Annotated in this window: 20 protein-coding genes; 6 read left to right on the top strand and 14 right to left on the bottom strand. The window is 67.4% G+C overall.

Features of this window, described 5'->3' with window-relative positions:
• Nucleotides 1–38 precede the first annotated feature (38 nt).
• From EPL00_RS13115 to gatE, 4 genes are all read left to right on the top strand, one after another.
• Nucleotides 39–503: a PH domain-containing protein gene (locus EPL00_RS13115; RefSeq protein ID WP_135854607.1), complete on the top strand. Its 465-nt coding sequence runs from the start codon at nucleotides 39–41 to the stop codon at nucleotides 501–503.
• Entirely contained in the window at nucleotides 500–1,984 is a 1,485-nt protein-coding gene (locus EPL00_RS13110; RefSeq protein ID WP_202932638.1) for a PH domain-containing protein, read from the top strand. Before EPL00_RS13115 ends, EPL00_RS13110 begins: the two co-directional genes overlap by 4 nt.
• Nucleotides 1,985–2,128: 144 nt before the next feature.
• Nucleotides 2,129–2,398, top strand: a complete 270-nt coding sequence (locus EPL00_RS23815; protein WP_135854606.1) for a hypothetical protein — start codon at nucleotides 2,129–2,131, stop codon at nucleotides 2,396–2,398.
• 54 nt (nucleotides 2,399–2,452) lie between these two features.
• Nucleotides 2,453–4,324, top strand: coding sequence for a Glu-tRNA(Gln) amidotransferase subunit GatE (gene gatE, locus EPL00_RS13100; RefSeq protein ID WP_135854605.1), 1,872 nt, complete (start codon nucleotides 2,453–2,455; stop codon nucleotides 4,322–4,324).
• A gap of 122 nt (nucleotides 4,325–4,446) precedes the next feature.
• Here the strand turns inward: gatE and EPL00_RS13095 are convergent, their stop codons facing one another.
• From EPL00_RS13095 to EPL00_RS13055, 9 genes are all read right to left on the bottom strand, one after another.
• Nucleotides 4,447–5,208: a HEAT repeat domain-containing protein gene (locus EPL00_RS13095; RefSeq protein WP_135854604.1), complete on the bottom strand. Its 762-nt coding sequence runs from the start codon at nucleotides 5,206–5,208 to the stop codon at nucleotides 4,447–4,449.
• 13 nt (nucleotides 5,209–5,221) lie between these two features.
• Nucleotides 5,222–5,647: a TATA-box-binding protein gene (locus EPL00_RS13090; protein WP_162224217.1), complete on the bottom strand. Its 426-nt coding sequence runs from the start codon at nucleotides 5,645–5,647 to the stop codon at nucleotides 5,222–5,224.
• A gap of 105 nt (nucleotides 5,648–5,752) precedes the next feature.
• Nucleotides 5,753–7,249, bottom strand: a complete 1,497-nt coding sequence (locus EPL00_RS13085) for a globin-coupled sensor protein (protein ID WP_135854602.1) — start codon at nucleotides 7,247–7,249, stop codon at nucleotides 5,753–5,755.
• Nucleotides 7,250–7,346: 97 nt separating this feature from the next.
• Nucleotides 7,347–8,174, bottom strand: a complete 828-nt coding sequence (locus EPL00_RS13080; RefSeq protein ID WP_135854601.1) for a phosphatase PAP2 family protein — start codon at nucleotides 8,172–8,174, stop codon at nucleotides 7,347–7,349.
• A 162-nt stretch (nucleotides 8,175–8,336) separates the two neighbouring features.
• Complete coding sequence (locus tag EPL00_RS13075; RefSeq protein WP_135854600.1) at nucleotides 8,337–9,140, bottom strand: RNA methyltransferase; 804 nt, start codon at nucleotides 9,138–9,140, stop codon at nucleotides 8,337–8,339.
• Nucleotides 9,137–9,772 carry a hypothetical protein gene (locus tag EPL00_RS13070; RefSeq protein ID WP_135854599.1) on the bottom strand — a complete coding sequence of 212 codons (636 nt, stop codon included), beginning with the start codon at nucleotides 9,770–9,772 and terminating at the stop codon, nucleotides 9,137–9,139. Before EPL00_RS13070 ends, EPL00_RS13075 begins: the two co-directional genes overlap by 4 nt.
• A 221-nt stretch (nucleotides 9,773–9,993) precedes the next feature.
• Complete coding sequence (locus EPL00_RS13065) at nucleotides 9,994–11,115, bottom strand: pyridoxal phosphate-dependent aminotransferase (protein ID WP_135854598.1); 1,122 nt, start codon at nucleotides 11,113–11,115, stop codon at nucleotides 9,994–9,996.
• Between the two features lie 85 nt (nucleotides 11,116–11,200).
• The gene (locus EPL00_RS13060; RefSeq protein ID WP_135854597.1) at nucleotides 11,201–11,740 is read right to left on the bottom strand and encodes a CBS domain-containing protein; all 540 of its coding nucleotides are present in this window, start codon (nucleotides 11,738–11,740) and stop codon (nucleotides 11,201–11,203) included.
• A 74-nt stretch (nucleotides 11,741–11,814) separates the two neighbouring features.
• A complete protein-coding gene (locus EPL00_RS13055) occupies nucleotides 11,815–12,195 on the bottom strand; it encodes a DUF555 domain-containing protein (RefSeq protein ID WP_135854596.1) in 381 nt (126 codons plus the stop codon).
• Nucleotides 12,196–12,577: 382 nt separating this feature from the next.
• On the opposite strand from EPL00_RS13055, the gene EPL00_RS23570 reads away from it, so the two are divergent.
• Together EPL00_RS23570 and psmB are read left to right on the top strand one after the other, a co-directional pair.
• A complete protein-coding gene (locus tag EPL00_RS23570; protein WP_202932637.1) occupies nucleotides 12,578–12,745 on the top strand; it encodes a hypothetical protein in 168 nt (55 codons plus the stop codon).
• 143 nt (nucleotides 12,746–12,888) lie between these two features.
• Nucleotides 12,889–13,605 (top strand): archaeal proteasome endopeptidase complex subunit beta, encoded by a 717-nt coding sequence (gene psmB / locus EPL00_RS13050; protein WP_274380997.1) that lies wholly within the window; start codon nucleotides 12,889–12,891, stop codon nucleotides 13,603–13,605.
• 157 nt (nucleotides 13,606–13,762) lie between these two features.
• On the opposite strand, the gene EPL00_RS13045 is transcribed toward psmB, so the two are convergent.
• The 5 genes from EPL00_RS13045 to EPL00_RS23565 all read right to left on the bottom strand — a co-directional run bounded on the left by EPL00_RS13045 (nucleotide 13,763) and on the right by EPL00_RS23565 (nucleotide 18,417).
• The gene (locus EPL00_RS13045; RefSeq protein WP_135854594.1) at nucleotides 13,763–14,668 is read right to left on the bottom strand and encodes a hypothetical protein; all 906 of its coding nucleotides are present in this window, start codon (nucleotides 14,666–14,668) and stop codon (nucleotides 13,763–13,765) included.
• Nucleotides 14,665–15,876, bottom strand: coding sequence for an outer membrane protein assembly factor BamB family protein (locus tag EPL00_RS13040; RefSeq protein WP_135854593.1), 1,212 nt, complete (start codon nucleotides 15,874–15,876; stop codon nucleotides 14,665–14,667). Before EPL00_RS13040 ends, EPL00_RS13045 begins: the two co-directional genes overlap by 4 nt.
• Before the next feature lie 118 nt (nucleotides 15,877–15,994).
• Complete coding sequence (locus tag EPL00_RS13035; protein WP_135854592.1) at nucleotides 15,995–17,542, bottom strand: glutamate--cysteine ligase family protein; 1,548 nt, start codon at nucleotides 17,540–17,542, stop codon at nucleotides 15,995–15,997.
• A gap of 46 nt (nucleotides 17,543–17,588) precedes the next feature.
• The gene (locus EPL00_RS13030; RefSeq protein ID WP_162224216.1) at nucleotides 17,589–18,182 is read right to left on the bottom strand and encodes a hypothetical protein; all 594 of its coding nucleotides are present in this window, start codon (nucleotides 18,180–18,182) and stop codon (nucleotides 17,589–17,591) included.
• Nucleotides 18,175–18,417 carry a hypothetical protein gene (locus tag EPL00_RS23565; RefSeq protein ID WP_202932636.1) on the bottom strand — a complete coding sequence of 81 codons (243 nt, stop codon included), beginning with the start codon at nucleotides 18,415–18,417 and terminating at the stop codon, nucleotides 18,175–18,177. Before EPL00_RS23565 ends, EPL00_RS13030 begins: the two co-directional genes overlap by 8 nt.
• Between the last annotated feature and the right edge of the window lie 12 nt (nucleotides 18,418–18,429).

Here is an 18,429-nt window from a genome sequence, read left to right as displayed (position 1 = left end):
CGGGGAGACTTATCGGCCGCGAGGCACTTGTATCGGGCATGGAAGTGCTGAACCCGCGCGTCCGCTTCGCTTGGGCGGTCGGCGCGTTCGTGACCGCAGGTATCGTGGGCCTCCTCGCGGCGGTGGTCAGCCGATTCACCCTCGGTCCCGGCGTCACCGTCGGTCTCGCCGTCGCCGTCGGGGCGCTGGCGCTCGGTCTCGTCTTCGTCGTGTTGCGGTATCGGAGTTGGAAGTTCGAGGTGCGAGAGGACGACCTCTACCTCGAACGCGGCGTCCTGACGCGGGTCAACACCGTCGTCCCGTTCGTCCGCGTCCAGCACGTGGACACCCAGCGCGGACCGGTCGAGCGCACGCTCGGACTGGCGAGCGTCGTGGTCTACACCGCTGGCTCGCGCGGGGCCGACGTGTCGATTCCCGGCCTGACGCCCGAGCGAGCCGACGACCTGCAAGAACAGCTCCGTCGCCTCGCCATCGAGAGCGAGCGCGAGACCGACGCGGTATGAAGCTCCACCGCCTCTCGATTCCCTACCGAGCGGTCTCGCGCGGCCTGAGCCTCGGGCTGATGCTGTTTTTCGTCGGCCAGTCGCTCGGCGACGCCGAGGAGCTTCCCATCCCGGTGTCGGGACCGATGCTGGTCGCGCTCGGGGCGCTCGGCGTCGTCGCCGCGGCGGCGTGGCAGGTCGCCTACTACCGGCGCTTCGAGTATCAGCTTACGGGCGACGGCCTCGAAATCGCCTCGGGGGTCCTCTCCAGACGGAACCGAGAGATTCCGCTCCGGCGCATCCAGAACGTGGACATCTCCCGGAACGTGATTCAGCGCGCGCTCGGCATCGCGGTCCTCGACGTGGAGACGGCGGGCGGGGGCGCGACCGAAGCGAGCCTCCGGTACGTCGGCTACGACGAGGCCAAGCGCGTCCAGCGCGAGATTCAACGCCTAAAACGCGACGAGGAGGCCGACGGCGAGACGGACGGCGAAGCCGCCGGGGCCGACCCCGACGAGCGCGAGACGGTCCTGTTCGAGTTACAGACGAGCGAACTCGTCCTGCTCAGCCTCCTCTCGTTCGACTTCCGGTACCTCTCGGTGTTGGCGTTCGGCCCGGCCGCGCTCCCGTTCGTGCCGGGGTTCGCGGAACTGGCCTTCCTCGGCGGCGTCGTGTTGGTCGCGCTGCTGGCGGGCGCGATGTGGGCGCTCAGCGCCGCGCTCACCTTCGCGCGCTACTACGACTTCCGGCTGAGTCGGCTCGGCGACGAGTTACGATACGAACGGGGACTCCTCCAGCGGTACGACGGGTCGATTCCGCTCGGGAAGGTCCAGACGCTCACCCTCGACGCGAACGTCCTGATGCGGCGGTTCGGCTACACCACGCTCGCGGTCGAGACGGCTGGCTACGGCCCGGCTCAAGCGCCCTCCGGCGGGTCCGAGGCCGCGATTCCGCTGGCGACCCGCGAGCGCGTGCTTCGACTCGCCCGCGAAGTCGAGGAGTTCGAGATGGGCGAGTTCTCCCGGCCGCCCAAGCGCGCCCGGACGCGCTACGCGGTCCGGTACGCGCTCGTCGTCGCGGGCCTGTCCGCGGCGCTGTTCGCCTTACAGGTGGTCGTCGGCCCGCCCGCGCCCGTCCCGGTTCCGCTCGCGTCGATACCGCTGGTCTTTCTCCCCGTGGTTCCGGTCGCGGCGCACCTCAAGTGGCGCAACCGCGGCTACGCGGTGGGCGACGACCACGTGCTGACGCGCAACGGCTTCTGGAGCAGGACGACCAAAGTAGTGCCCTACTACCGGGTCCAGACCGTCATCCAGACCCAGACCGTCTTCCAGCGTCGGCGGAGACTCGCCACCGTGGTCATCGACACCGCGAGTTCCGCGGGCGGAGTCGCCGCCGCGGTGGACGTGGACGCCGAGACCGCGCGCGAACTGCGCGAGACGGTCGGCGAGGAGTTACAGGCGAGTCTGGCGGCGCGACGGGCCGAAGCGGCCTCCTCGGAGTAGTCGGGAGTTCGTCGCCGCCCTGCACAGCGTTCGGTTCTTTCTCAGATAAGTACAAATAATGAGTGAGTTAGAAAATTTTATATCCGATGGATTGGTATGTCAGACCATCCCATCCTCGGTTCGCCGAGCGATGGAGACTCCACCATGAGACGAACCACGACGCTACTCGTTACAGTATCGCTCGCACTGCTCGCGGTCGGATTCTCGACTGCTGGCGTCACCGCGCAAGCGCCCGCCGACCTCGGAACGTCCTGTAGTTGCCTCGACGGCGGCGGCGGTGACGACGACGACGGCGGCGGTAACGGCGAGTTCAAACCGAGTCTCGCCGACGACTTTGTCGTCGAACTCGACTCCGGCGGTGGCGGAGGCGGCGACGACGGCGGTGGCGGCGGTGGCGGTTACCTCGAACCCTGAGACGGCGACCGAGACTGAACGGTTTTTTACCCCTCGCCGACTCATTGCCGGGTAATGACCGACCACGATTACGACGAGTTGGGTCTCGTCGCGGGACTGGAGATTCACCAGCAACTCGATACGGAATCCAAGTTGTTCTGTAACTGTCCGACCGAACTCCGGGAACCCGACGAGTCCGACCGGCGGTTCCACCGCTACCTCCACCCGACCAAGAGCGAGCTGGGCGAGCTAGACGAGGCGGCGCTCGAAGAGAGCCGCGTCGAGCGCGAGTTCGAGTATCTGGCCTACGACACCACTTGTCTGGTCGAGGAGGACGACGAACCGCCCCACCGACTGGACGACGAGGCCCAAGCGGTCGTCCTCGAAATCGCGCAACTGCTGGACATGGACGTGGTGGACCAAGCCCACGTCATGCGGAAAATCGTCGTGGACGGCTCGAACACCTCCGGGTTCCAGCGCTCGACGCTGATGGCCTCCGACGGCGAGATTTCGACCAGCGAGGGCGCGGTCGGCATCGAGGACCTGATGCTCGAAGAGGAGAGCGCCCAGCGCGTCGAGGAGCGCGAGGAGGGCGTCCTCTACAGCCTCGACCGACTCGGCATCCCGCTGGTCGAAATCGGCACCAAGCCCGACATCCGCTCGCCCGAGCAGGCCCGCGAGGCCGCCGAGCGAATCGGGATGCTCCTGCGCTCGACGGGGAAGGTCAAGCGCGGACTGGGCACCATCCGCCAAGACGTGAACATCTCCATCGCCGAGGGCGCGCGCGTCGAGGTCAAGGGCGTCCAGAGCTTGGACGACATCGACGACCTCGTGGAGAACGAGGTCCACCGACAGGTTCGGCTCCTCGAACTCCGCGACGAACTCCGCGAGCGCGACGCCTCGGTCGGCGACGTGGTGGACGTGACCGACACCTTCGCCGACACCGAGAGCGGCGTCATCGGCTCGGCGCTCGAATCCGGCGGGAAGGTCACGGCGGTCCCCCTCTACGGCTTCGACGGACTGGTCGGCGCGGAGATTCAACCGGACCGCCGCCTCGGGACCGAACTCTCGGACCACGCCAAGCGCCACGGCGCGGGCGGCATCTTCCACACCGACGAACTCCCGGCCTACGGCGTCACCGACGACGAGGTCGATGCCCTGCGCGAAGCGGTCGGCGCGGGCGAGCAGGACGCGGTGGCCATCGTCGCCGCCGACCCCGAGACCGCCGAGTTGGCCATCGAGGCCGCGGCCGAGCGCGCCGAGACCGCGCTTGAGGGCGTGCCCGAGGAGACTCGCGGCGCGAACGAGGACGGCACGACCCGCTATCTCCGGCCGCTCCCCGGCGCGGCGCGGATGTACCCCGAGACCGACGTGCCCCCGGTCGAACCCGACCCGAGCGAGGTCGAGACGCCCGAACTGCTGACCGAGAAGGTCGAGCGGTATCAGGACGAGTACGGTCTCGACGCGGGCCTCGCCGAGCAGGTCGCCTACGGCGAGCGCATGCCGCTGTTCGAGCGCGCGGTCGGCGAGTTGGGCGCGGACCCCACGCTCGCGGCCCAGACCGTCGAGAGTACGGTCACGGAACTCCGGCGCGACGGCGTGCCGGTCGAGAACCTGACCGACGACCACTTCCTCGGGACGCTCGACGCGGTCGCCGACGGCGAGACCGCGAAGGGCAACGTCGGGGACCTCCTCGGGGCGCTCGCGGAGAACCTCGAACTGACCGCCAGCGAGGCCATCGAGCGGGAAGGTCTCGGCAGTGCGGGCGAAGACGAGGTGCGCGAGGCCGTCGTGGAGGTCGTGGAGCGCAACGAGGAGCAAGTACAAGACGAGGGCATGCAGGCGTTCTCCGGCCTGATGGGCGAGGCGATGGGCGCGCTCGGCGGGAAAGCGGACGGCGACACGGTGAGCGAGTTGTTACGTGAGGAGATTCAGAAACGCGCCTGACTACACGTTTCCCAAAGCAAGGGAATTCGTTCCCTAAGCATTCTCCAGTTTTCGCCGGGCGTAGAACGCCGGGTCGAAACGGGACGAGGAGGTGAACTGCACCGAAGCGAACGCCCGGTCGTTCAGGATAGCTCGTGTCCGCAGTTTCGACAGAAGTTCGGAACGGACTCGGCCGTAATCTCCGTTCCGCAGTCCGGGCAGAACGCCGTTCCCGCCGCTCCTCGGGACTCGGAGTCCCTCCCACTCGCCGCCTCTCGGCCCTCCGCGATAGCGTCGACGGCGAACCGAAGGGACTCCGCTATCTCGTCGTCTTCGCCGACGAGACGTTCGAGCGTCGCCTCGTCGCGCCGGTCTATCAGTTCGGGAGCCGTCCGCCCGATTCGTCCGAGAGCCCGCGCCATCTGTGCGCGGGCGTCGGGGAACTCCTCGGATTCGATTCGGCGCGCGAGCGTTCGGACGACTTCGGCGTCCGCCAAAAGCGCCGGGGATTCGGTGCCGATGTCGCCGAGCGCCTCCGCCGCACTGGCGCGAATCCACTCGTTGCGGTCGTTGAGCGCCTGTGCGACGTTGGTAATCGCGGTCGTCTCGGCGAACCGCTCGGGGGAGTGCTGTCCCAGCGTGGCGACGGTATCCAGCGCGAACGTTCGGACGTTTATATCGCCGTGTTGGAACGTTCGAAGGACGGGACCCATCTCGTCGGCGACGAGGTCGGGTTGCGCGGCGGCGACGACCGACAGCGTCTCCGCGGCGTCCGTCCGAACGTCTTCGGAGCGGTGGCTGGCCAGTTCGGCGAGTGTCGTCACGTCGTCTGCGTCGGCAGACGATGGCGATTCCCCGACTGCATCGAGCGTGCGTCGTTGTCGGTCGGTGGGCGTGTCTGACATCTTTCCGTCGAAGTTACGACTCGTCGTCGTAGCCCAGCGTCTCTACCGCGGGCGCGTCCAGCGCGAACGGGACGGCCCGCGTGTCCGTGGAGAGTTCCGGAGAGGAGTCCCCGGTGAGCAAACCGAGGTCGTCCAATTTATCGACGACCTGCGAGACGGCCGTCTTCGCGTCCGCTTGCTCCCGTGCGTCGAGGGCGACAATCGTTCCGTCGCCCGAGACGACGACCGTCGCTAGCGGACTGTCGGGCTGGTACGCGACACCGGAGAACGTCTCCTCGTCGTAGACGCAGTCTTCTTCGTCCAAGGCGATCACGACCGACTCCAACGAGAACGCCTGATCGACGCTGGCGTACGCGGCGTTCTCTCCCTCCGACAGAGTAATCGGGAGTTCGGATACCCGAGAGCGGAGTTCTGCTACCGATATCGTATTTTCTGACACAAAACGTAGCACAAATCAAATATTATTAAATATTCTGGTTCTGTGACGCTCACGTGTCTTCGCGAGTAATCGACTCGAAAATCCGTCCCGCAGTGTGGCCCGCGATTACGCCGCGTCGTCGTGCAGTCGCTCGACCGACCCCTCGATGCGCTCGATGCGCTCGACCTGCTCGTCGGTCGCCTCCGCCACGTCGGCGACCTCGCTGGCGATGTCGGTCGCGTGTCGGGAGACCTCCTCGACCATCGCCGAGACCTGTTCGGCGGCGACCGCCTGCTCGTCGGTGGCCTCGGCGACCTCGCCGATGCCGTGGACGGTCTCCTCGACCGCCTCCACGATGTCCTGTAGGGTCTCCAGCGAGGACTCGACGTTCTCGACGCCCGACTGGATGCGGCGCTCGGTCCGGTCCAGACTCTCGACCGTGTCGTCGGTCTTGGTCTGAATCTCGCCGACCATCGCCTCGATTTCGCTGGCCTGCTCTTTGGACTGCTCGGCGAGGCTCTTTACCTCCTCGGCGACGACCGCGAAGCCGTCTCCGGCCTCGCCAGCGCGCGCGGCCTCGATGGAGGCGTTGAGCGCCAGCAGGTTCGTCTGCTCGGCGATGTCGTCGATGACCTCCACCACCTCGTCGATTTCGGCCACGGTCTCCTGTAGGTCGGCCATGTCGCCGGTCACGTCTGCGCGGGCGGCGTCGATGTCCTCCATCGCCGACATCGCGTCGCTGGCGGTCGCTTGCCCCTCGGTGGCGAGTTTCTTGGCCTGTCGGCTGGTCTGTTCGACCTGCTCGGCGCTGGCCGCGACCTCCTCGACGGTCGCGCTCATGTTCTCGGTCTCCTCGGCGATGTCGTCCACGTCACCGGCCTGCTCGCGGGTCAGTTCGTGAATCTGGTCGGCGCTCTCGGCCACGTCTTCCGCCGAATCCGAGAGGTCGTCCAGCGACTCCTCCACGTCCTCGGAGATTGCCTCTTGAAGGTCAACGAGCCGTTCGTTGGTCTCGCGGACCTCCTCGTTGTACGACTCGATGTAGGTGTCGGAAACCACCTGCATGTCGAGGTTGACCACCCGCAGGAGGGACAGAATCTCGTCGATTCCCTCGGTGAACTCCTCGCGGACGACTTCGGCGGCCTCGTCGCCGACGCGGTCGGCGGTCCGCTCCACGACGCGCTCGCCGATTCGGGGCACGAGAACGTTGAGATAGAGCGCGTACGCCCCGAGGTAGTGTTTCATCGGCATGTCGAGCATGTCGTGAATCTTGCCGATTCGCGCGCGGTTCTCGAAGTACTCGCGGTCGTACTCGCCGGTCGCCAGCGAGAGGAGATACTCGGCTTGGGTCTCTTTGAGTTGCTCGACGGTCCGGGTCGAGCGATTCAACACCGCGGTCGTCTCGTCGTAGTCGGTCAGATGGTCGTAGAACTCGTCGACCGCCTCGTCGGCGACCGACTCGAAGAGGTCGGCCATGTCGGCGAGTCGCGCCGCGTCGTCCGGGCCGAAGCCGGTGAACTCCTTGCGCCACCGAATCTCGTCGTCGTCCACGTCGAGCGCCGCGAGCAACGAGTCGCCGTCTACTCGCTCCGCCAACCCGTCGTCGGGAACTGCAGATTCCATGTTCCTCACGACTGTAGTCCCGTCACTTAATCACTCTGAATATTATCATCGCTGAAAAAGACTCGACCGAACGCGTGCGGCGCATTTATCGGGGGCCTCACGTCCGGGGCCACGCGTAGCGCCGGAGGCCCGAGACGAACTCGCGGGAGACGACCGACCAGTGGGGTTCGCTGACCCGCTGTGAGAGTCGGTAGGCGACCCACACCAGCAGGACCGCGAACGCGGCGTCGGTCACCCAGTGGACGCCCAGATACAGCGTCGAGAGGACGATGGCTCCCGCCAGAAGCGCCGCCGTGTAGGCGTAGCGCGTGTCGGCCTTCTGGGCGTACAACGCCGCCAGCACCGACAGGCCGGTGTGGAGACTGGGGAACGCCTTGACCAGCGTATCGGTGCTGTAGATGCCGTGCTGGATGGCGGGGGTCAACTCGTACATCAGCGGTTCGACCGTCGAGAGGTAGAGTCCCGACACCTTCACCGGGAACAGGAGGAAGAACGGCACCGCGCAGACGACGACGATGACGTACGCCAGCGCGTAGCGATGGGCCTGCTCCTCGTCGTGGGCCTTCAGCTTGAAGTACGTGAACAGCACGATGAAGGGGAATCCCACGAGGTAGACTCCGGTGGCCAACACGGTCAGGGGGATGCTCGTGAACGCTTGGAACGCCGCGACGGTCGCGCCTTCGACGGCGTAGATGGCCCCGGTGAATGTCCGAGCGACGTGGAAGTTGAGCGCGAGTCTGTTGACGATTTCGGTCACGACCCACGCGACCCCGAGATACTTCCAATCGGTCCGGACGAACTCCACCAGTAGGGTCCGGAACCGCTCGTCGGGGAGGAACACTCGCTTGCCGACGAGCATGGCCGCGATGCTCGGGACCGCGACGAGGAGGGTAAACTGCGTACCGAGCGGGAGGGAGGCAAACATACTCGTAGGTAGTTATCTGCTAGTCCGATAAAAGATTTGACTTTCTCGCCCTGAGCGCGGCCGAGAGAGCGATACGAGACTGTGTAGCACGATTGGAACCCCCACGAACGACTCTGGGAAAGAGTATCGACAGCGAACCTGAAAACCGTTCTGGCGCAAGTCCTATCGGTCGTCCGGCGTCGCCGTTCGCTCGGTGGCGTCGTCTCCGTGGTCGGCGTAGTCGTCCCCGGTTTCAGCGGGGTCGCCCCCGCTCTCGGCGTGGTACATCGCGCGCCGGAGGAGACCGCGGAGCGTCTGGACCTCGCGGCCGGTGGGGTGGGCGCGCCCGAGGAGTCGCCGGGCGAGTCGGACCGTCTTGTCGCGCTTCTCGGCGGGGTGGTCGATGGCGTCCAAGAACTCGCCGAAGTGGTCGTAGAACCCCTCGATTTCGGCCTCGTCGGCGCGCTCGCGTTCTACGTCCGGCAGTTGGGTCTCCTCGACGGTCAGCTCTCGGAGTTCGTAGAGCGTGACGGTCGCGGCCTGCCCCAAATTCAGCGACGAGTAGTCGGCGCTCGCGGGAATCGAACACACTTGGTCCACGCGGGCCACCTCGTCGTTGGTCAGCCCGTTGTCCTCGCGGCCGAAAATGAGGCAGGTGTCGGCGTCCACGTCGGCCAGACTGTCGGCCAGTTGGTCTACCGTCTCGAACGGGAACCGGCGGTGTTTCCGGGCGTCCTCGTTGGTCGTCGCGGTCAGGCCGACGGTGTGGTAGTTCTCCACGAGGTGGTCGAACGTCACCTCGTCGTAGTTCGGGAGGATGTCCTCGCGGGCCTGTCCGGCGAAGCCGTAGGCCTCGCTGTCCCGGCCGAACTCCGGCGGGTCCACCAGTTTGAGGTCGTGCATGCCGAAGTTCTTCATCGCCCGCGCGATGGTACCGATGTTGCCCGGCGTCTTCGGTTCGACGACGGCGACGGCTGGCGGCTTCATGACGGGTAGTCACGACCCAAGTCGAGGTCGTCTTCGGGTTCGGCGTCGCTCTCGTCGTCTTTCGCGTCGGCGTCGCCCGACCGCGGGTCCGGGTCGGCTTTCCGCTCGGCGGCCTCCTCGCCGGTCGTGGTCTCCATGTTCCGGAGGTCGATGCGCTCGCGCTCGTCGTCGGGCATATCGACGTTCAGGTCCTCCATGTCCGGTTCCGGCGGTTCGGGGATGTCGTCGGGGTCGGTCTCGACGTGTTCGACGCCGCCGTACCCCTCGGGGGCGCGCCCGCCGTCGGCGAACCACTCGTGGAACTCGTCCTGTAGCTCCTGTTGGCCCTTGTACTGGCTCCCGCCCTCCTCGGCGAACCAGTAGAGGAAGTCCGGTTCGTGGTCGGCACAGAGGACCACCTCGCCGAGCGGTTCGCCGTAGACGACTTCCGACTCGTTGCACCGGTGGACCTCCTCGTCGCCGTGAATCAACCAACAGCCGTCGCAGGGTGAGGCGACCAGCGCCTGCAACCGGACCAGTCGCTTGCGCGGGTCCGAGGGGATGTCGTCCATCGGTTTGAACTCGCCCTCGTCGGTGAACACCTCGTCCTCGTCGAACCGCCAGCCGCGAAGCCCGATACTCACTTTGCCCATTTGCGCGAGGGTTCGTGTTCGGCGGTGAAAAAGAGCGCGTTCTCGGCCGTCGCGGGGCGCGTTCGAGGCGGACATGTTCGGGCCGCCGACGGTGCCGTGCGGGGCGGTTGCGGTCCGATAGGTATCGGCGATAGTTCGGTTCGCGGCCGCAGTACGGTTCACGGTCGTATCGTATCACCTGCGAGCGAACGTCAGAGAGCCGTCGGGACCAGTCTCGGACCTCAGTGAACCGCGTTCGTCGCCTCGCGCATGATTTCGACGGCTTCCTTCAGCGACTCCATGTCGGTCGCGTAGGAGATGCGGGCGTAGCCCTCGCCGTGGTCGCCGAACGCCTCGCCGGGCACGACGACGACGCCGCGGTCCAGCACCTCGTCGGTCCAGCCCTCGGGGACCTTCGGCATCGCGTAGAACGCGCCCTCGGGCGTCGGGCAGTCCAGTCCCATGTCGGCGAAGCCGTCCAGCAGTACGTCGCGGCGCTCCTCGAACGCGGCGACCATCTCGTCCACGCAGTCCTGCGGCCCGGAGAGGGCGGCCTCCGCGGCGAACTGCGCCGGGGCGCTGGCGCAGGCCTGCACGTACTGGTGGACCCGGAGCATGCGCTCGATGCGGCGCTCGCTCGCGGCGACCCAACCGAGTCGCCACCCGGTCATCGAGTAGGTCTTCGAGCAGGCGTTGACCACGACCACGTTGTCCGACTCGGCGTAGACCATCGGCGAGTGGTGGTCGCCCTCGAAGACGATGTGTTCGTACACCTCGTCGGAGATACAGAGAACGTCGTGTTCGTCGGCGATGCGGGCGAACTCCCGCATGTCCGCCTCGCTCTGGACCGCGCCGGTCGGGTTCGCGGGGCTGTTGACGATGAACGCCGCGGTGTCGTCGGTGATGGCCTCCTCGACCGCCGCGGGGTCGAGCGTGAGGTCCTCGCGGAGCGCGACAGGCTTCGGCTCCCCGCCAGCGATGTGGGTCAGTGCCTCGTAGGAGACGAAGCCGGGGTCGGGATAGATTACCTCCTCGCCGAGGTCCACGTGCGCTTCGAGCGCGAGGTGTAGCGCCTCGCTCCCGCCCGCCGTCGCCACGAGATTCTCGGGCGGGACCGAGAAGTCGTTGTCCCGGTCGTGCTTCGCGCTGATGGCCTCGCGGAGTTCGAGCGTCCCCTTGTTGGAGGTGTAGGCGTCCGCTTTCCCGGACTCGATGGCCTCGACCGCGGCCTGTCGGGCGTGTTCGGGCGTCGGGAAGTCGGGTTGCCCGATGCCGAGGTTGATGGCGTCCTCGCCAGCCGCCTCGAACACTTCGCGGATGCCGCTGATGGAGACCTGCTCTACTCTGTCGGAGAAGTCCGTCATGTGTCCCACTGTGGCACCCCGAACGATAATTGTTGGTGTTCCGAAGCTGACTCGAAACGAAAGATACGACGGCCGGAAACAAACGTCAGGAGAGCCGCGCCGCGATGTCGGCTTCCGTGATGATGCCGACGGTGTTGCCGCGCTCGGTCACGATGACCGCCTTGTTGTGCCCGAGGTCGGTACTCAACTCGTCCAGCGTGGCGTTCTGCCCCTTGGTGGGGAAGCTCTCGCCCATGAACTCCGAGACCGGTTTGTCGCGGGACTCCTCGCCGACGCTCATCAGGTCCTCGAAGCTGATGGAGCCGACCGGCACGCCGTCCTCGATGACCGGCAGTTGCGAGAACCCCGCTTCCTGCATCTTCGAGACCGCCTGACTCACCGAGTCGTCCGGACCGACGCTGACTACGTCCTCGTGCATCAGGTCGCCCGCGCGAACGATGTCACCTTCCGATTCGTCCAAGGCGTCCACGATGTGTCGGAGCGTCGAGAGCCGCGGGTCCACGTCGCCGCCTTCGATGCGGGCGATGAGGGGTTGCGAGACGCCCGCCCGGTCGGCCAGTTCGCTCTGGGTCAGGCCGAGTTCGGTCCGGCGCTCCCGGATGTCTTGGGGCGTCGGTAGTTCCATGCCCTCGCATAACTAACGGTTATAAATAAAGGTTCGGTTCTACGGTACGGGCGTCCGAGTTGCGCTCGGCCGACTTATTCGTCGCCGCTACCGAGTTCGATGTCCTCGTCCTCCTCGTACTCGATGGTCTCGACGATTTCGAGGGGCACGTCCCGGAGTGCCCCACCGATTTCGCTCTTTGCGATGCGTTGGGCGTGCTCCTCGCTGTCGGCGTTGAAGACCTTCATCTCCAACAAGAGTCCCACGAGCGCGGTTCCCGCCGCGATGAACGACGAGTCGAACGGCTCGCCGCAGGCCGGACACGGCGTCGCGCCGACTTCGACTTCCACGTAGTCCATGTCCTTTTCGTTGAGCCGTCTTCCGGCCTCGCTGACCGCGACGCCGATGGCGTCGTCGATGTCCTCTACGTCGCGTACCAACCATGCCGCCTCCATCGCAACGAGATAGTTGCTCATATCGGGGCCTCGTTCCGCGGTGGTTCGTGTCTTTCGGTTTTGAACCGGTGCGCGTGGGCCGTGCGCACGAGACACGCGGACGCACGAGGAGTTACCGGGCCGAACGTCGATACCACCGAGCCGAGGTCGGTACGCGCCACCCGCGCCCGAGCCGCGGACGTGAGCGGTATAATTCTCATAAGTTATGCGTACGCCGGGCGTCGCCAAGTCGGTGCCTACGTCCGCGCGGTCCGGAACTCCTATTTCGTTGAACCGAACGCAACCGAGGTTGAATCGCAAGACTGCGGCGACCTCAAACCAAAATATAATCCATTATAAATTATTTCTTTCAGTAACTCTTTTATACTCCCTCGGTTGACCCTCGCCCGAGGTACGAACTCAGATGCCCACGCGGATTCACCGTGCAATCCTGTTCGCCCTGTACCAGACGAGCGTCGCGACCAGCATCCTGCTGTTGCCCCTCGCCGTCCTGACCCGGCAGGTCGGCGTCACGCTTCCGGCGCACAGAATCGTACAGCGGTTGGAACAGGCCTACGACGCGACGGCCTGACGTTCCCCCGACGACCAGCGCGACGATTTCTCGGCCGACCGACTCCGGAGTGGCGACTCCGGCAAAGACCACCGAGACCCCAGTCGTCCGAAGAGTTGGTTTTATCAGTACCGGCGGACTAGGGACGGGTAATGCGTAGCCCAATGCACGGTTCCGAATTCTCTCAGAACGTCTCGCGTCTCGAACCGGACAGCACGAACCCCTACGAGCCGGAACTCGGCTCGCTCCCGAACCGCTCGGTCGACGCCGAGGAGATCCAAGAACTCAAGACCGGCACCACGACCATCGGTCTGACGACGACCGACGGCGTCGTGATGGTCACGGACAAGCGCGCCAGCCTCGGGAACATGGTCTCGTCGAAGACCGCCCAGAAGGTCGAGCAGGTCCACCCGACCGGCGCGCTCACCATCTCCGGGTCGGTCTCGGCGGCCCAGTCGCTCATCCGCACCCTGCAGGTCGAGGGTAACCTCTACAACACGCGGCGCGGCGAGGACATGAGCATGCAGGCGCTCTCGACGCTCACGAGCAACCTCCTGCGCTCCGGTGGCTTCCTCATCACGGTGCCGGTCCTCGGCGGCGTGGACGAGGAGGGCGGCCACATCTACTCCTACGACGCGCTCGGCGGCGTGACCGAGGAGACCTACAGCGTCTCCGGCTCCGGGTCGCAGTTCGCGCTCGGCGTCCTCGAACAGGACTACCACGAGGACCTCGGACAGGACGAGGCCCGCGAGGTCGCGGTCCGCGCGCTCAAGAGCGCGGTCGAGCGTGACACCGCCTCCGGCAACGGCATCTGGCTCGCCGAAATCGACCAAGAGGGCGTCGAGATTTCGGACTACGAAGACTACGACGACGCGCTGTAAGACGACGAATCCGTTTCTGGGGCACTACGCCCTCGACCTCGCTATTTTCGCCCGGTAGCGCGAGCTATCCGCATCGAGGAGACCGCGGTTCCTTTCGAGGAGACCGCGGTCGCTCGTCGGGGTGCGTCGAGAGTCGGCCGACGAAGACGGCCGGTCGCTACTCGTCGCGCGTCCGGTCGGCGAAGACCACCGTCGCCACGGCGTGAATCGGCGCGACGACCGCGGTACTCGCCGCGGCACCGACGACCGGGACGCTCCCCAGTAGCCACGCGCCGAGGCCGAACAGGACGACGAGACCGAAGACGGTCGCGCCCTCGCCGACGGCGCGCCGGTGACTTCGAACCATCCCCGCGCGGACTCCCGACCCGCCGACCACCAGCGCGGGCGCGGCGAACAGGCGGACCGCGACGACGGCGTACGCGACGAGGCCGACCACCGCGAACCACCCGAGACCGTCGAGGAGTCCGAACAGACCGACGAGGACGTGGGCGACGACGACGAACCCGAGGTAGGAACCGAGGCGGCCGGAGTCGAGCGAGTCGAAGTCGAACCGGCCGGAATCGGACCGAGTGGAACCGGACCGAGCGGAACCGGACCGGTCGCCCGAGCGCGAGCGAGTCAGGGACTCGCCAGCGTCTCTCGCCCGCGAGAGCGTGAGCCACCCCGCGATTGCCACCGCGAGGAGGGCCGCGAGTTCGAGACCGAGCGTCCGCGCCAGATAGCCGACTTCGAGGTCCACCAGCGCCGCGGGCCGGGTCCCGGTCGCGCGGAGTCCCGTCGGATAGAACCGATACGCCACGCTGACGGTCACGTCGCCGACGAGTTCGGGCGTCGTGGTCGGCACCGGGTCGTGCGCCCGGAGCCAATCGACGCCCGTCAGGACGACTCCCGCGACGAGGAACGGGACCGCGAGCCACGGGTCGGCGACGATGCGACCGAGGGACGCGCGGAGGAGACCCGAGACCGACGTACTCGGCAGGCGCTCGCGGTCCACGCTCTCGGCAGGCGGGACGCCCCGTCCGTCGCCGGGCGCGTCGGTCCCGGTCGGCCCGTCGGCGCTCATCGGTCCTCCTCCAGCGCGACGATTCGGTCGCGGGCGACGAAATAAACCGCGCCGTCGCCGACCGCTGGCGTCGAGAGCGGCAGGCGCGACTCGTAGCGCCAGCGGACCGACCCGTCGGCCGCGTCGAGCGCCACGAGTTCGTCGTAGTTGCGCCCGTAGACCACACCGTCGGCGACCACCGGGGTCCCCTCGGTGAAATCCGGCGCGGACCATAGCTCCTCGCCCGTGTCGAGGGCCAGCGCGTGGAGTCGCCCGCCGGTGGACGATTGGACGTACACCGTGCCCTCCGCCACCGCGGCCGCGCCCTCGGTCGCGTTGCCGCCGTGGTCCGCGCGCCAGCGAACCGACCCGTCGGCCGCGTCCAGCAGGGTGACGCCGGTTCGGTCCGGGACGACGACGCCCTCGCTGGTCGCGGTCGGCGCGAGGACCATCTGTTCGTCGAGGTCGGTCCGCCACAGCAGCTCGCCGGTCGCGGCGTCGTAGGCCGTCGCGCGATAGGGCCAGTTGACCGCGAAGACCCGGCCGTCCCGAACCGCGAGACGCCGGAGTTCGTCGCCGGGCGACGCGCGCCACCGTTCCCGGCCGCTGCTCGCGTTGAGCGCCACGACGTAGCGACTGTTGGGCATCGCCGCGTAGACGGTCCCGCCGACCGCGACCGGCGGAACGCTGTAGAGGACGCTTAGCGCGGAGTTCCGGCGTGGGCCTCGCCACCGCTCGACGCCGAACTCGCGGTCGAACAATCCGAATCCGCCGTCCGCGTTCAGACCGACGACGGTCCGGCGGGTCGCAACTGCCAGCGTATCGGTGGTGTACGCTTCGGCGGGAGCGCGGGCCGGACTCGACCGATACGCCCCCGCGTGGGAGAAGCGGGTCTCGCCGGTCGCGGCGTCGAGCGCGAGGAGGGAGCCACCCGTCGCGTAGAGGGTGTCGCCAAGCAGAATCGGGGCGGCGCTCGGGCCGGAGAACTCGTCGGGTTCGCGCCGCCACGCGACCCGCGCGCCGTCTTTCGGTCCGGCGGCGTCGGGGTTGTAGCCGGTGCCCGCGGCGTCGTAGCGCGCCATCGGCCAGTCGAGCGCCGAGTCGTCGTGGGAGGCGGAACCGTCGTCGCCGCTGGCGCGAACCGCACCGATTCCGACCAGTCCGGAGCCGAGTCCGGCGAGGGCGGACCGCCGGGAGAGGAGAGACCGTCGAGAGCAGTGAGGGACCATACCGGGTCGTGGGAGCGTCCCGACAAGAAAGTCCCGCTCGGCGCTCGCGTGTCGCGCGTCGCCTCGGTGCGTCGCTATCGCATTCGGTGTCAGATGCGGTAAAAAGAAACCGTGGGTGTCAGTCCTCGCGTTCCATCTCGGTGTCGCCCCGTCCCACCCAGTCCGCGAAGGTGCCGTCTATCAAGGTCTCGCTCTGTCGCTCGACGTACTGGCTCTGCATCTCGTACACCGCGTCCTCGAAGTCCGCGCCGCCGTCCACCTCGTCGCGGACGCGCTCGCGCTTCCAACTCGCGGGGGTGAGGCGGTGGCGCGCGCGCTGACGGAGCGGGTAGAGGTATTTGGCGGCCTGCTGGTCGCTCAGGCCCCGCATCTGAAGCCCGTCCTTGGCGTGGGCGAAGATGTCGGAGTAGACCTCCTCGTGGTCGGTGGTCTCCTTGCCGTCGTTGGTAATCCAGTAGAGGTCGGCGTCGAGGCCCTCCTCCATCGCGTCGTAGAAGTTGTCCTTGGCGACCACCCAGTCGAGGTGCCGGACCGGGTGTTCGCGCCGGTAGGTCGATTCCAGCAGGCCCGCGAACGCGGCCTGAAACGCGATGGAGTCTCGAACCGTGGGTTGGGCCGCGATGGGCCGAAACTCGATGCGAGCGTTGGCGGCCGACCGGGTGGCCCCGCCGAACACGGGGCGAACCCAACGCCAGTAGGTCCCGTGCTTGTGTCGGAAGTGGGCGAACTCGTCGTCGAACCGGTCGGTGGTCGAGACGGGCATCGGGACGATGGTCCGGTCGCTCGCGATGCGCCCGACGGCCTCCTCGACGCTGTCGAAGTCCCGCGGGAACCGCACCTTGTCCGACTCGTCCACCGACCGATTGAGGACCGTCTCGAAGACGCCGATGCGATGCTCGTCGTAGCCGTCGGCCAGAATCTCGTCGGCAGTCGCGTCGTCGTCGTAGAGGTCCGGCGGGAAGAACGGTGAGTTGACCCCGAGCGCCAGCAGGGGTCCCGCGATGCGAATCGCGTACTGGAAGTAGGTCGGCAGGTCCCGCGCGTGAGGCACCTGATAGTGGGGCTGGATGGAGGTGATGAGGCTCTCGGGCATCACGGTGTCCGCCGACAGGGAGACGTGCGGGGCGTCGAGACACATCCCGGCCTCGCCCTCGGAGTTGGCCATCGCGTGGTAGCGCACCGAATCGCTCATGTTCGAGGCGATGCGGACCCCGCGGTCCGAGACGCTGTCGGTCAGGTACTGGCGGGCCGTCTCGCCCTCGGGCGGGACGGTCCACATCGCGTCGCTGACCAGTCGCATCCCCTCCGCGCCGGTGCGGTCCTCGGCGGCGGAGAGTCGGGCCTTCACTTCGGCCTCTTGGGCGGCCAGTCCGTGCGTGTTCAGCGGTTGGGGACTGGTGGACATCTCGGCGTTGTGAAGTCCCAGTTCCTTCTCGAAGCCGATGAGGTCGAGGAGCCGTCGGGGAACCCGCCGGAGCGCCCCGCTGTCGGCGTCCACGGCGTAGAACTCGTACTCGAAGCCGATGATGGCCTGCGGGTTGTCGAAGGTCCCGTCGTCTACCTCCTCGACGATGACCTCGGCGTCCGCTTCGACCTCCGCTTGGAACTCGTCTGGAGCGACCGAAAGCACGTCTTCGACCTGCCCTGCGAGGTCGGACTCAGGCATACCCGGTACGTCTCGGGGGACTGCCTTGAATCCACGGGCTATCGCGTCAGGGCGTCTCGTCCGCGTCAGCCTCCTCGTCGGCATCTGACGCTTCGTCCGAATCCCGGCGCTCTCGCCGGGCGCTCGCGGTGAGACTCCCGGCGATGCGGAACGCCGCGAGGTCGAGCGCCGCGAACAGCAGGCCGACTACCGCGCCGACCGCGAACGCCAGCAACGTCGCGACGCCGACGAACGCGAGGAGGTAGAGCGCGCCCTCGACGGTCGCCGACCCGACCGAGACCGACGAGGCGACGACGACGCCGACGAGCAACCAGAGAAACAGGACGCCGTCCACTCCCGCCCACTTCCCGCCGGTCCCGACGAGGACCGAGCGCGAGACCGGCCCGTCGCGTCCCGCCGCTCCAATCGCGGCGAACGCCCGGCGGGTCGTCCACCACGTCGTCGCCCAGAGGCCCAGATAGAGTCCGAGACCGACCAGCGTGTCGAGGCCGCCCAGCAGGTCGCCGAGCGCGCCCGACAGGTAGAGCGCGCCGACGAGGAGGGCGGTCAGCGCCGCGGTGTGGAACGACGCCAGCGCCCAGACGACGAGCGGGTCGTCGGCGACGCGGGCGAGCGCGAGCGGCGGGGACTCCTCAGCCATGCGCCAACACCTCCGCGAGCGCGACGAGGAGGGCCAGCGAGAGCGCGGTCGCGGCGTAGCCGAGGCGGAGTACCCGTGCGTCGATGTTCGGCGCGGCGGTCGCGGTCGAATCGGCTCCGGTAGCCCCGGTCGAGTCGGTCCCGTCGCTCGCGTTCGCGGCCGCGGTCGAACCGGTCGTTGCGGTCGCGCCGCCCGGAACGTGGCGCGGGCCCACCGCCAGGAGCGGACGGGCCACCGCCGGCGCCCG

Source organism: Halorussus salinus (genome assembly GCF_004765815.2).
Classification (GTDB): Archaea; Halobacteriota; Halobacteria; order Halobacteriales; family Haladaptataceae; genus Halorussus; species Halorussus salinus.
Note: the sequence above shows the minus strand (reverse complement) of the source record. Positions and strands in the feature narration are given on the sequence as shown.

Bases quoted from the DNA above. Each gene is read 5' to 3' on its own strand.
- EPL00_RS13060 (WP_135854597.1), bottom strand. From the start codon at position 11,740: ATGGAACTACCGACGCCCCAAGACATCCGGGAGCGCCGGACCGAACTC.
- EPL00_RS13065 (WP_135854598.1), bottom strand. From the start codon at position 11,115: ATGACGGACTTCTCCGACAGAGTAGAGCAGGTCTCCATCAGCGGCATC.
- EPL00_RS23570 (WP_202932637.1), top strand. From the start codon at position 12,578: ATGCCCACGCGGATTCACCGTGCAATCCTGTTCGCCCTGTACCAGACG.
- EPL00_RS13115 (WP_135854607.1), top strand. From the start codon at position 39: ATGGAAGTGCTGAACCCGCGCGTCCGCTTCGCTTGGGCGGTCGGCGCG.
- gatE (WP_135854605.1), top strand. From the start codon at position 2,453: ATGACCGACCACGATTACGACGAGTTGGGTCTCGTCGCGGGACTGGAG.
- EPL00_RS13070 (WP_135854599.1), bottom strand. From the start codon at position 9,772: ATGGGCAAAGTGAGTATCGGGCTTCGCGGCTGGCGGTTCGACGAGGAC.
- EPL00_RS13110 (WP_202932638.1), top strand. From the start codon at position 500: ATGAAGCTCCACCGCCTCTCGATTCCCTACCGAGCGGTCTCGCGCGGC.
- psmB (WP_274380997.1), top strand. From the start codon at position 12,889: ATGCACGGTTCCGAATTCTCTCAGAACGTCTCGCGTCTCGAACCGGAC.
- EPL00_RS13095 (WP_135854604.1), bottom strand. From the start codon at position 5,208: ATGTCAGACACGCCCACCGACCGACAACGACGCACGCTCGATGCAGTC.
- EPL00_RS13030 (WP_162224216.1), bottom strand. From the start codon at position 18,182: ATGGCTGAGGAGTCCCCGCCGCTCGCGCTCGCCCGCGTCGCCGACGAC.
- EPL00_RS13035 (WP_135854592.1), bottom strand. From the start codon at position 17,542: ATGCCTGAGTCCGACCTCGCAGGGCAGGTCGAAGACGTGCTTTCGGTC.
- EPL00_RS13045 (WP_135854594.1), bottom strand. From the start codon at position 14,668: ATGAGCGCCGACGGGCCGACCGGGACCGACGCGCCCGGCGACGGACGG.
- EPL00_RS13055 (WP_135854596.1), bottom strand. From the start codon at position 12,195: ATGAGCAACTATCTCGTTGCGATGGAGGCGGCATGGTTGGTACGCGAC.
- EPL00_RS13040 (WP_135854593.1), bottom strand. From the start codon at position 15,876: ATGGTCCCTCACTGCTCTCGACGGTCTCTCCTCTCCCGGCGGTCCGCC.
- EPL00_RS13075 (WP_135854600.1), bottom strand. From the start codon at position 9,140: ATGAAGCCGCCAGCCGTCGCCGTCGTCGAACCGAAGACGCCGGGCAAC.
- EPL00_RS13080 (WP_135854601.1), bottom strand. From the start codon at position 8,174: ATGTTTGCCTCCCTCCCGCTCGGTACGCAGTTTACCCTCCTCGTCGCG.
- EPL00_RS13085 (WP_135854602.1), bottom strand. From the start codon at position 7,249: ATGGAATCTGCAGTTCCCGACGACGGGTTGGCGGAGCGAGTAGACGGC.
- EPL00_RS23815 (WP_135854606.1), top strand. From the start codon at position 2,129: ATGAGACGAACCACGACGCTACTCGTTACAGTATCGCTCGCACTGCTC.